The sequence below is a fragment of the Calothrix sp. FACHB-168 genome, assembly GCF_963889195.1.
GTDB classification, from domain to species: Bacteria; Cyanobacteriota; Cyanobacteriia; order Cyanobacteriales; family Nostocaceae; genus Aulosira; species Aulosira anomala_A.
In genome coordinates this window covers 1-12,233 of the sequence record NZ_CAWPNJ010000099.1, presented here as the reverse complement: position 1 = coordinate 12,233, position 12,233 = coordinate 1, and the positions used below count along the sequence as shown (strand labels likewise).

Sequence of the window (12,233 nt, the reverse complement as noted above, 5' to 3'; positions counted from 1 at the left end):
ATTTACAATTACGAAATTTCCCAGCCTCAATAGTCAGATTTATTACTGCCCCTTGACAATCAAGACAGTCACTACAATGATCCTTAACCGCATACCAAGGTGATTTACAAGCCATTGCCAATGAGAATAAACGGTGCCCAGTAAAAAGGGTGACTGAGGTGATGCCTTACTTGTGGTGATAAATTATCGTTGATGCCTCTTTGCTGACCTATGGTTGCATAGTTCCCAGTAATTAGAGCAATTTGCGCTTGACGCAGAGCCTCTACTTTTGTGGTTTTCCCTTGTGTTATTTTAGTATAAAAAGCATTCATTAATGCTTGCGTACCGCCATCATCCACCGCCCATAAAGAAGCGATCGCAGCTCTAGCACCGGTTTGTTGCATCTGGTAGCCAAAACCGAGAATTTCCCTACCGTCGCCTAACTGCTCTCCTAATCCAGTTTCGCAAGCTGAAAGTACTACTAAATCAACATTCGGCAATCGCCAATTTTGAATATCTCGTAGTGTAGCGCGATCGCCATTACCAAATAAAATAAATGATTCTTCTGGTTGTCCATTGGTAAATGCGGCGTGAGTAGCCAGATGGACGACGGAGTAATCATTCATCTGCAACACAATATCTTGATTAAATTGCTCATCTAAGAGTTTTTTTGTCTGAGGAACAGTTTGCGCTAGATTTTCTACTTCCACACCTGCAAAGGGTAAGCCGGAGAATTCAAACCGCCGAGTTCCTACCTCAAAGTTATAGTTTCCTTTGGTAAAGGCGGCTGCTAAGACATTTAACTGATTCTGCGGTTTGGTGTTGAGGTCAGTTAAGCTCACAGCAGTGATATTATTAATGCTGAAACGCTCGACTAACCATTGTTGTCCATCATACAGGGCAGCTAAGGGAATATAACGTAGTTGTCCGTCTGGGGCATAGATGATGGTTTTAGTTTTAGCTTGAGCTAAATCATTTTCTAGGGGTTTGATTAGCCAATCATAAAGCTGTTTAGCCGGAACTTTCACCCCTGGGGTACGTTTTGGTAACGCCGAACGAAATTCAATGATCGCGCGGTTGAGTTCTGCTTGTTTAACAGCAACGGTGCGGCGCAGTGGTGGTGCATAGGGGGTGACTAAAATCAGTTCTAAGCGATCGCTCAACACCAAAGGATAGATAATTACAGCATCTTGCTGAAGTTTTTTCAAGTTATCCTGTAAGGCGCTGGCGGAGGACTCTAAATTAAAACTCTGTCCTTGGGTGGTTTGCTGAAGTTGCCCGATCCATTCTCGCACTTTGGGGCTTTCGAGGAAAGCGTTAAACTGTTTGGCAATCTCCTGCTGAGTTTTTCTCAAGGCGATGATACGCTGAGTTTGGGCTGGTGTGCGCTTAGTAACTGGAAGGCTTTCGAGTTGGGCGAGTTCTTTACCTAGTGCGATCGCTTTATCAGTTTCCGTCGTCATCCCTTCGCGTATTTGCTGTTCTTGGGAACGTTCAGCAATACCAGTCGCAGTCTTATCACTCCCCCGAACATTGCGGAGATAGTCTTCAATTTCCTGGACTTTGAGTAAATCTAGCACCCGTTGCGCTTCCAAAACTCGGTTTTGTTGCAGCAAGATATCGGCTAGGTGGCGATAATCTTGAGCAATGGTTTGGGTGTAAGACTGCTGTTGTTGTTTGGGAAGTTCCCTGATATTTTTGCGAATCGCTTCTCTAACATTCACGGATTGTTTTAGGAAAATAATTGCTAATTCTGGTTTATTCTGTTTTTCTAGTAAGTAACCGATAGTAGTTAAAGTATGTCCTTCACCTTCTTTATTGCCAATTTCTTGAGCAATCACTAAACTTTGCTGCAAGAAATTTTGAGCTAATTCATATTGCCATTGCTCAAAGTAAACCTTGCCGATAGCGTGGAGAGTTATGCCTTCGGAACGCCTGGAGCCTAGTTGTTGGTAAATAGCTAAGGCTGACTGCAAAAAATCTAACGCTAATTGATATTTTTCTTGTTGCAAGTAAACAATCCCAATACTATAAAATGTCGTTCCTTCTAATAATTTTTGTTCTTTTTTATCATTAACCTTTTTAATAACTTTTAAGGCTTGGCGATGTAAATCCAATGCTAATTCATACTTTCCTTGCCTAGAGTGAATATTCCCTATAGCATTTAACGCTCTAGCTTCCCCCGCAATATCCCCAATCATACCAACATCGATATCTAATTCTGCAGGTCTTCTGGCAGTTTTTAAGGCTTCTTGATAGGATTTTAAAGCTAGTTCGTATTGCCCTAGTACTTCATAAATTCGCGCCATATTGAACTCAACTCCTACCCAATGTCCTAAAACTTCGTAGCGAATTGGTAAGGCTTGTTGATAGTAATCTAAAGCTAATTTATATTCTCCCAAACTGCTGTAAATTATAGCCATTTGGTTGAGAGTTCTCCATACTGTTTCTTGATGACCAAGTTTTTTGGCAATCTCTAAGACTTGGCGTAAATTTTCTAAAGCTTCACGATATTGACCTTGCTGGGAAAGTTGACTACCTTGCTGATAGTAAATTCTCTCCATCAATTTGAGGCTAGATTTTTCTCCATATTTATCCCCTATTTCCTGGTAAATTGACAAAGCTTGCTGGTAGTATTTCAATGCTAGCAGTTCATCTTGTTGAGCATTGTAAATTTCCCCCATTTCATAGAAAGTCTTCGCAATACCTGCTTTATCTTCTAGCTGTTGATAAATCGATAAAGCTGTCTCTAATGTTTTAATAGCTCTAGCATACTTCTCGTCTCTAGACTGCCTTCTACCTTCTTTAAATATTTGATCGGCTTTGAGTTTTTCTCTTGTTTGACCAAAGAAAATCACCCCTCCTTCCGGTTTAAAAGTAGTAATTTGACCAGAATCAAAACGAATTTTTACACTTTCATAATTAACAGAACCACTGAGGGGAGGTTTACTCAGGAGAGTTGCTTTGTTATCAGTCAGTTTCTCAATTTCTTGTTGAATTGCCAACCCTTGCTGATAGGACTCTAAAGCTGCTTGATTTTGTCCTAACTTTTCATAAACTAATCCCATTTGAGTGAGAATTACTGCTTCCCAAGGACGGTTTTTTTGTTGACGAACAATTGCCAAAGCTTGCTGATAAGATTGCAAGGCAAATTGATATTGTTGTTTGAGATATTCTCCTTGGGAAGTGTAACTATTTCCCGCCGCAAACAGAACGACTGCTTCACCCTCCAGCCTATTTATTTGCACAATGGGTTTTTTTGTTTCATCTTTGCCAATTTCGGTAATCAAAATTGCCTTCTTACCAGTGATTTCTTCCTCACTACGGTTGCTAATTTCTTGTTTAAATGCAACTGCTTGCTGGCGATGTTCCTGCGCCGCTTGAGATTGTCCTAGCTTTTCGTAAATTGTGCCAATACTGTTGAGAATTGCTTCTAGATCTGGCCTTGCATAAGCTATTCTAAACCGACGAAAATATTCTTCTTGCCCATACTGACGAATCAGATATTCTTCCGAAAAATAGTATCCTTGATTTTTAGGATCACGAGCGATCGCCAATGCTTGTTGATAAGCTTGTAGGGCAGCTGGATACTGTCCTAAATTTTCGTAAGCCTTGCCAATCTGGGTTAGAAGAATAGGTATTTGAGTAACAATGCGATCGCCGCTATTTTCCTTATTAGCAATTGCCAAAGATTCCTGATAAGCTTGTAAAGCAGCTTGGTGTTGTCCTAGTGCTGCGTAAACTTCCCCCATACTTCTTTTAATTCTCTGTCCCTGCTGATAGTAAGTTCCCTCTATTGTTAATCTCCGCCAGCGCGATTCTTTACTTTCCTGGCTTTCCATCTCTGCGCGGATAATTTTTAAGGCTTCACTGTAGAAATTTAATGCAGCTTGGTATTGTCCTTGCGTTTTGTAAATATCCCCCATATTTGCGAGGGTGTCTTCTTCTTCATTTTCTGTAAAGCCCGCCCATCCAGCCAACCCTGCAATTACCTCTACTTTTTTTTGTCCAAAAGCGGTAAATTTACTAGAGATCAAACCTGTTACCTTATTCTCCTGTATCGTTATCCCTGAGCTATTATTCACAACAGTAGTAATAGGAGTAGTAATCGGCTCTCCTTCTGCTATCCTAATTACACCTTTGGTAATCCCCTCATTCAATTGCATTCCTTCTTGGCTGGAAAAATTAACATCAGTACCATAAGCTACTCGAATAGTATGGGGTATCGGCTGTTTTGCTGCACGTTCATCTACTTCTCGTCTAATTGCCAAGCTTTGCTGGTAACTATCTAATGCTGCGGGTAATTGTCCCACGGTTTCGTAAATTGTCCCCATTTGATTGAGAATTACCCATTCCCAAGGGCGATTCTGTTGTTGGCGAACAATTGCCAAGGCTTGCTGATAAGATTCTAAGGCGGCTTGGTATCGTCGGTTGTCTGCATGAGCTGCGCCATTTCTGTAATGGATGAGTGCTTCTCCATCCAACAGAGTGATTAAAGTCGGTCTTTTTTTTGGCGTGCTGTAAGTAATAAGCGTGCCTACTTTGACAATCTCTGTAGGAAAATTCACACCCATACCGATTTCTTGCCTAATTGCCAAAGCTTGCTCTTGGTACTCCTGCGCTGTTTGAGGGTAGCCCAGGTTACTGTAGATATAGCCCATACTATCGAGGATTTTTTCTTCGAGAAAGCGATCGCCTATCTGTCGCGCTATCGGTAAAGCTTGTTTATAATACTCCAGAGCAGTTTCCGGACGTTTACGCCCTTTATTGTTGTAAACAAACCCCATTCTATAGAGGATTTTAGCTTGCAAAGGGCGATCGCCAATCTCACGGGTAATAGCTAAAGCTTGCTCATACAAATCCAGTGAAATCGGTCTAAATTCCCTTTGCGGATCGAATCCCCAGATGTAGTCTTTGCCCAGATTTAAGATAACAGCTGCTTCCCCAGAGCGATCGCTTACTTCACGCATCTTTGCTAAGGCTTGCTCGTAAAATTTTAAGGCTTCTTCCTCCTTATTTAAAGCTCCGTAACTCATGCCAATACCGTTAAGACTCCAGCCAACGCCCGCACGGTTGCCCACAGAGCCCATAATAGCTAATGCTTGTTGGTAATACTTCAGAACATCTTTATACGATTTGATTTCTTCCGGCTTCTTAATAGCCTGGTAGTACAGCTTTAATTGGATATAACTCAAGTAAGTATTTCCCAATCCAATCAAGGTGAAGGCTTCCCCGGCTCTATCTTTCACCTCACGCCGCATCAATAAAGCTTGCTCATAAAATTTCAGGGCATTTTCATACTTTCCTTGGGTTTCGTAAACTGCGGCGATATCATGCAACGATGCAGCTTCCTCAGCACGGTTACCCAATTCTTGTACAATCGCCAAGGCTTGTTCGTGATACTTCAGCGCAGTTTCAGTCTCACCCTGATGGCGATAAACTTCCCCCAGATGATTGAGCGCTAAAGCTTCCCCTAAACGATGTTTTTGTGTACGGAAAATAGTTAAAGCTGACTGCAAACTGTCTTGAGCTTTTTGATATTGACTCAGCCAGGTGTAAACTTCTCCTAGCTTGTTGAGGGTTTCGGCTACACGAGTATTATCTCCAATTGCCCGATAAATATTTAATGCTTGTTGAAAAGACTGTAATGCATCTGAGAATTGGCTAGTCTCCAGCTGTTTATTCCCTTGATCAAAAAATTTCTCTGCTTTAGCTTTGGAGGGATTTGGGATTTGAGCTAATACTTGGCCATTTACTGCTAATTGGTCTTTTAAAACTTGTTCTTGAGCAACACAAAAGCTTACCAATCCATTACCAATTGTAAAGGTGGTTAAGAAAGTAGCAAGCGTAATTAGCCGAATTCTTGGGGATGGCATCTAAAAACTACCCATTTTTTTGCAGCAGAAATTTATTTTCTGTTAACATTAGCTGGAAATGCCCCTGTTTTAATGTTCTAAAACTTACTTGAGTTTTGAATCAATGTTAGGTTAACATTGCCTTCCAAATTACACTGAGAAAAGTTAAATATAGATACATAATTTTACATAAGTAATTATAGCGATCGCTAAATAATAAAACTTCAGGACTTACGCAACTAGCACAGTATTCCTCTAGCATAAGAGTTGCCACAGAGGCGATTAATCGCATCTGTACAAATATCAAGAGGATCATAGAGCTGGTTTTAGCAGAAGCGGGGATGTGGAAGGTGCAGCTAAGATGTTTGATGTGCCAGAAGATCAGCTGACCTATGAACAATTACATCGTCACTTTCTGCGTACCCGTGAACTGCTTTATGCGCCTGGGACAACTCCTCCTGATGGTCTAGATCCATACTCTAATCATGGCTTTGGCTTGTGGACTTTGCTCATAGAGAAGATATCGGGGAAATCCTATTTGGACTATGTTCGAGAAGACTTTCTCCAGCCGATGAAACTACACAATTCTGTGCAGCCTGAAAGAGCAAATCCAGATTCCTGTGATGCTTGGAATCATCAATACGATGCTAACCAAAAGCTGGAAGTATTTCCTTTTGAGGAACATGGTCTGGGCTTGGCTGCTGGGGGATTTAGAGCCTCGGCTCAGAATCTCCTTCGCTTGACAGCCTTACTCGATAAAAAATACACTACAGCAGAGCTTGATAACATGGGTTGGGGTAAGACATCAAAGGGCAAACTACAACATAACGGGTTGATTGGCGGTGGCACAGCGTTTGTGGCGATGTTCCCCAAGGGCTATATATCTAGTACCAATGTGGATCTGAGCGAAGTTCACGTTGCCGTTGTTACCAATATCCGCACCAGCACTGGTGATTTAAGCGACCTGGCAGACAAAATCGTCCTCGCAGTACCTGTTTCTGATGTACCTGCAACCTTCGATTTGTGGAAACAGCCCAATTCCAACTGTTCCTGCGAATACGTTCGACTTGGGGTAGCCGCAAACCAGTATCAGCAGGTTTTTAACGAAGCCACTAAATCAGGCTATCGCCTCGAATGGATTGATAGTTATACCGATGACGGAAAAGTCCACTTCAATGTGATCTTCCGCACCAACGACCCAGCGATCGCTTGGGTAAGTCATCACAACATGACCGCTACTACCTATCAGCAAAATTCCGACAAGTATCGCGATCAGGGTTTTTCGTTGTCACACGTAGATTCTTACGGAGTCGGTAATGAAATTCGTTATGTGGCTATCTGGATTAAATCCAGTGAGGCCTTTACCTCTTATCATGGCAAGTATGACTTGAACCATAACTTGGTTCTTGGCAACTTTTGGTGATCTTGGCTGTTGTGACTTAAAGCAAAAGTTTGCCACAATGGCAAGCTTATACTTTAAATGGACTCTGGCTTCAATATACTCAAAGGCATCACAGCTGTTGTCATCTAGAAGGCAGTTTGCCAAGAGAACGCCGCACCTCAGTTAAAGTTTCCAGAACTTCCTCATGCCATAAAGCTTCTGGATTAGTCATAACACTCTTGAGATTTTTAACACTAGGAGTGATTCCCTGTGCAACCAGTTCTGGAGCTAGTCGTTCGACTTCACTAATACCCCGCTGAATAGTCTGTTGTTGAAGAAGCTTTTTGTAATCCCAGTAACGAGCAGAAATAGCCCGACATAAATCTGGAGCATAGTAGTAGAGAGTAGCACCACCAACATGATAGCGTCGGGCTACTTCCCTGACAGAAGGTGAAGGATATTCATTTTGATTCAATACACTTGTAAGTAAGGAACGGATTCGCGCCTTGTTTCTTTGTGAGGTAACAGTTGGTTGTCTTTGTCGAGAACTGGGACATAAAGCAACTTGGTTACTACTAGCTTGCGGTAGAGTCTCAGTTTGAAGGAAATCGATAAGAGAGATTTTTAGTTGATAACAGATTTTTAAAAGTTTATCTAGTGTAGGAATTGTTGTACCTGAATACCATTGAGTTATTTCTGATTGGGATAGTTTTATTAACTGCTCGAAAGCCCAAACATCACCATTACTAAATTTATTCACAAAAAAGACTAAAGATTTTTTAATTGTTTCTCTAGGTAATGGAGAATGTAGGTAAGGAGCTTGAGCGATTAAATCGGCTACAGTATTTGCTACCCAAGTATTCCACTGAAATTCATCATTTGTTTCTAGAAAATTGAATTCTCCATCCCTAGCATCTTTACTGCTGCCCAACCAGCCAGAACATTTCAAACAATATCCAGGTCGAGAAGTACGCCAAAGAGGTAGAAATTGAACCTGACAGTGGGGACATTGTGATTGTAAAGGTTGAGAATGATATGGACAAACTTTGACAACATTGAACGCCCATAGCAGGGGTAAGTAAATCTCCTTTCGGTTCTCTAACCACTCCTGTAAGCAAAGAGGACACCAAGCTTGTTTATGTTTAAGCAATCCCAGAACTGGAAAAACTTCAGCCCAAGTCAGCATCGTTAAAAACCGCAAATCAGTGCGTAAAGTAAGTGTTTCTAAAGCCTGAACTAGCTGCAAAGCTCCCAAGCGAATACCATTTAAAGCTCTCACAGACTCTTGACCATAAATTGCAGTGATGCTCTTTCTATTAGGCGAATAATTTGTTTTAATTAATGGACCTACTTCAATTGCCAATAAAGTTCCTGTTGATACGCTATGAGCAACAGCTAAACGAGAAACATAGCTAGTGAGACTTTCTACATAAGGCGTACCTACACCAATTGGTAGCTGATGGAACAAACGGCTGCGTAGTAAAAACTTCGGTGGCTCCAAGTCCCATAATTCATCAGTAGTACTAAGGTTAACTGTCATATTGGTTCATCCCTACTGCATCCCGTTTGGGATTACGTTGACCAACACGACCAATTCTTGTGGATGATTTGTTAATAACTTGATTGTTGCTAACATCCGAGGATTTTAAGCCAACAGATAGACCACCTGACTCAAGTAAACGACGTTCACCCTGCTGTGCTTCTGAGCGAATTTTATGAATACGAGAAGCTCCTATTGCACTCTGTTGAAGATGAGAAATTGTGAGAGTCTTAGCCTCGGAAGCTAACGCCACTCGCAGTGAGCGAGTTAGCCAGTTTTTCAGAATACCCACACAACCAACAGAACCTTCTAAAAGATAGTCATAGTGTTTTTCTAAATTTGGCTCTTTCTCTAAGGGAAGATGACGTTGAAAGGTGTTAATTACTCTCATAAACTCGGCAACATCTTCCGGTTCATCAGAATGATATGGTGAAAGATGAATATCCTCACTGCGTCGTCCTACTTGTCCGTTGAGAGTTGAACAGTTGAGTAATTCATAAGTACCAAATAAAATATGTACTGTACCAGTTAGATTAGCAATTGATTTAATCCAGTTCATTTGTTGCAGCATTTGGTGTCCACCAGATATCATCAACAAATGTTGAGCTTCATCTACTGTGAAGGCTTTTAGCTGACGGTAACGGAACACTTTCTCCATTGCTCTACGCAACGCGGGTGAATCTTTCCCACCAATATGATGAGCATGTTTTAATACTTGAAAATCTGATTCAGTCAAACCATAATTAACTTTGTATTCAACCAATACTTCTTTCAGAGCTTCTAAGGCGCGAGTGTAATAATCTTTGTAGCTGAAATTTCCTCGTTCTGCGGGAATAGCTTCTAGACCAGCAACAGCAATTTGACCGAGATTATTTTGTAAATCAGGTAGAAATTCTTCTAACAGCAGCTTTTCCAAACGCAGCCGTAATGTTGTTTTACCTACACCAGTTACACCAAAAACTAGGAAGACTAATGTATCTGCTGGCTCCAAAACATTTATTAATAAAGTATCCAGAGCTGTCTTTAGCTTTTTATGAGGAACAGTAATACTCTTAAAATAACTCGTCTTTATCTGGCTTGATTGTAAAAGGAGTTCTTCGGGAAATGGTCGCTCCTGATTCATCTCCACAACTCCTCGTTTTTATAAGGTTCAATATTTTCTAAATGCTCTAAAATAACTGATTCATCTTTGGAAGCATTTAATTTCGCATCAGGTGGCGGCGAATTTTCTTGATTTAATTTGATATCCGGGGGATAGTCTTGACCAACTCGTTCGCCTTCAATCAGGGAATGAACATCTAAACGCGCTAGGTCATGCAGTCGTTGCACTAACAACACTTCTTTGGCTGAAGCTGATTCTAAATAAGCTGCTTTTTCTTTAGCTGAAATCGTAATTACTTGAGATATTTTTTGTCTGGAACGGTGCAATTCTTGGCTCGCTAGCTTGACTTCTCGCTCTGAGCAATTGTGAAATGATTTGTAATAATCAGAAATGCAGCGCACCCATTGTCCTTGGACATATGCATAAGCAGTTCCCATATCAAAAGGGTCGTAACGCACTGGTACATTTGTGCCTTCAACTTCTGGATTGATAAACAAATCATCTACTGCCCAATAATAAAGATAGTTAATTTTTACTCCTCGACTTGGCTGAACTTTTGCTGTTCCTTTGGGTGTTGAAGGCAGAGTAAATATTTTAAAGTTATGGTCGTACAAAATCTTTTTATGAATCCGAGAGCCACTCAAAGCTAGTCCAGCTAAAAAGGCTTGGCGTGGGCTTTGTAAGAGTGCCGGATGTTCCTTAGAATCATAGAATTCATAACTATAAGCACAAAAATATTCATAGAGTTCATCTAATGTCCAAACTGCTTGACCTTTTGGATTATTTGACTTCGTAACGACCCGAACATTTTTAGTAATTTGGGTGTTGCCTTTTAAGTTATAAAAAAACTCAGTATTAGTAGTTCCGAAAATACGTTCAATGACTGAACCAAACCTGGCTTTGGCAGCAGGTCGCTGCTTTTTAGTACATCCAAATGCAGCCAGAAGTGTTTCAAAATAAGTGCTACCAAATTCCGCTCCGCCATCTACCACAATCGTTTCTGGGAAGCGAGAAAAGCGTTGAACACAAATTCGCAATACCATCATGCACGAGCGGTATGATGGTTCATCAAATGTCAGGTAGATAGCAAGGATACGCCTGCTGGTGGCATCAATTAACAATGTAGCCCAAGGTCTGCCCAAAGTCCGACCTGTTCGGGAACAAACTAATTCAATATCTAGTTGTGTATGGTCAATATGACAAATTTCAAAAGGACGGTCACCATGACGAGGTGTGGTAAATTCTAATTCCCAGTAAAAGTTTGATTTTTGATAAGCAGCACGAGAACCGAGCCGTTTTTTGGTCTGTTGGTAGCCAGAACGCTGTTTAATTCTAGAAGAAAAAGCAACATAACTGGGTAGATGTTCAATTCGACCAGCTTTCTCCCATTCTTGACTTAATACTCCATAGACTGCTAGTTTCCCACGCTGTTTAAGAGTCTCATAATGAGATTCGATAATTTCATCAATAAATTCCCACGTCTCGGGTGAGATTTTCGGTAGACGATTACCTTTAGCGGCGTGATTATCTATTAACCCAATGTAGCCCCAAGAATATTTTTGTTCAGCAGCTTGAAATTTGGCTTTCCAATTCCTAATAGTCCGCAAGGGGACGGTTTCATTTTCTCGCTTCTGTCCATGCAGATAAGGTTCAATGATTTGATAGCGGTTATTCGCTGCTGCTAAAGCTTCTGGACTAGCTTTGAGAAAACGCTCTATTGCTTCTGGGTGAATTCCTATTTGTTCAGGAACTTTTAGACCAATAATTTCGCCTCGCTGCACCAATAGATCAAATTCCGGATGTGTTAAATGAATCAGGGAATTAGATGAGCGCAGTACAATTTTACTCTCTCCATTGTGTAGCACTGTTAGCGGTTGACCATCCCAACAAAAAGAAGTTCCAACAGCTACATCAATAATTTGTAGGGAATTAGCCACTGATAAGTTTTGAGTAACGCTCGTTGGGCTATAAGCAAGAGCTATTTCTTGATTGCAAAATATATGTACTTTTTCTGGTTCAGCAAGAGGAGCCGCGCTGAGGTCAATGTACAATTCTTCAGTAGCTAATAAGGCGTTGATATCGTCTGGGCTAATATTTTGGTATTGGAGTAGCTTGAGATAAGTAATTCCGGGTTGAGATGATACTAGACTTTTAATCAAAGTGGCTATTTCGCTTCGGATTTGATATTTTTGTTCGGCATAACTTTTGAGAAACTGACGATTTCTATACTTAATCCAATCAATTTCTGCGTCAGAACGAATCCGGTAGTAACAACCTAGGGCGTGTCATCAAATAGGTATCAATCTAGTTTAGAATCGATAGCCGAGCACGAGTTGAGTCAATCAGGAGGAATGCTATCATGACGCGCCGCTATGC

The 12,233-nt window shown here is 41.0% G+C and carries 5 protein-coding genes; 1 reads left to right on the top strand and 4 read right to left on the bottom strand.

The annotated features are described in order from the left end of the window. Positions 1 to 104: 104 nt before the first annotated feature. Positions 105 to 5,855 (bottom strand): tetratricopeptide repeat protein, encoded by a 5,751-nt coding sequence (locus tag AACW45_RS38115; protein ID WP_190638181.1) that lies wholly within the window; start codon positions 5,853 to 5,855, stop codon positions 105 to 107. Between the two features lie 271 nt (positions 5,856 to 6,126). Here AACW45_RS38115 and AACW45_RS38110 point away from each other — a divergent pair, with 271 nt between their 5' ends. After that, positions 6,127 to 7,257, top strand: a complete 1,131-nt coding sequence (locus AACW45_RS38110; protein ID WP_277880470.1) for a serine hydrolase — start codon at positions 6,127 to 6,129, stop codon at positions 7,255 to 7,257. Positions 7,258 to 7,357: 100 nt separating this feature from the next. Here AACW45_RS38110 and AACW45_RS38105 read toward each other — a convergent pair whose 3' ends face one another. Genes AACW45_RS38105 through AACW45_RS38095 form a run of 3 tightly spaced genes read right to left on the bottom strand, consistent with a single transcriptional unit; the run spans position 7,358 to position 12,016 of the window. After that, the gene (locus AACW45_RS38105; RefSeq protein ID WP_190638177.1) at positions 7,358 to 8,755 is read right to left on the bottom strand and encodes a TniQ family protein; all 1,398 of its coding nucleotides are present in this window, start codon (positions 8,753 to 8,755) and stop codon (positions 7,358 to 7,360) included. Next, positions 8,745 to 9,878: an AAA family ATPase gene (locus AACW45_RS38100; RefSeq protein ID WP_190638175.1), complete on the bottom strand. Its 1,134-nt coding sequence runs from the start codon at positions 9,876 to 9,878 to the stop codon at positions 8,745 to 8,747. The genes AACW45_RS38105 and AACW45_RS38100 overlap by 11 nt, the downstream gene beginning before the upstream one ends. Next, positions 9,875 to 12,016, bottom strand: a complete 2,142-nt coding sequence (locus AACW45_RS38095; protein ID WP_242045836.1) for a transposase family protein — start codon at positions 12,014 to 12,016, stop codon at positions 9,875 to 9,877. Before AACW45_RS38095 ends, AACW45_RS38100 begins: the two co-directional genes overlap by 4 nt. Positions 12,017 to 12,233: the final 217 nt, after the last annotated feature.

Bases quoted from the DNA above. Each gene is read 5' to 3' on its own strand.
- AACW45_RS38105 (WP_190638177.1), bottom strand. From the start codon at position 8,755: ATGACAGTTAACCTTAGTACTACTGATGAATTATGGGACTTGGAGCCA.
- AACW45_RS38115 (WP_190638181.1), bottom strand. From the start codon at position 5,855: ATGCCATCCCCAAGAATTCGGCTAATTACGCTTGCTACTTTCTTAACC.
- AACW45_RS38100 (WP_190638175.1), bottom strand. From the start codon at position 9,878: ATGAATCAGGAGCGACCATTTCCCGAAGAACTCCTTTTACAATCAAGC.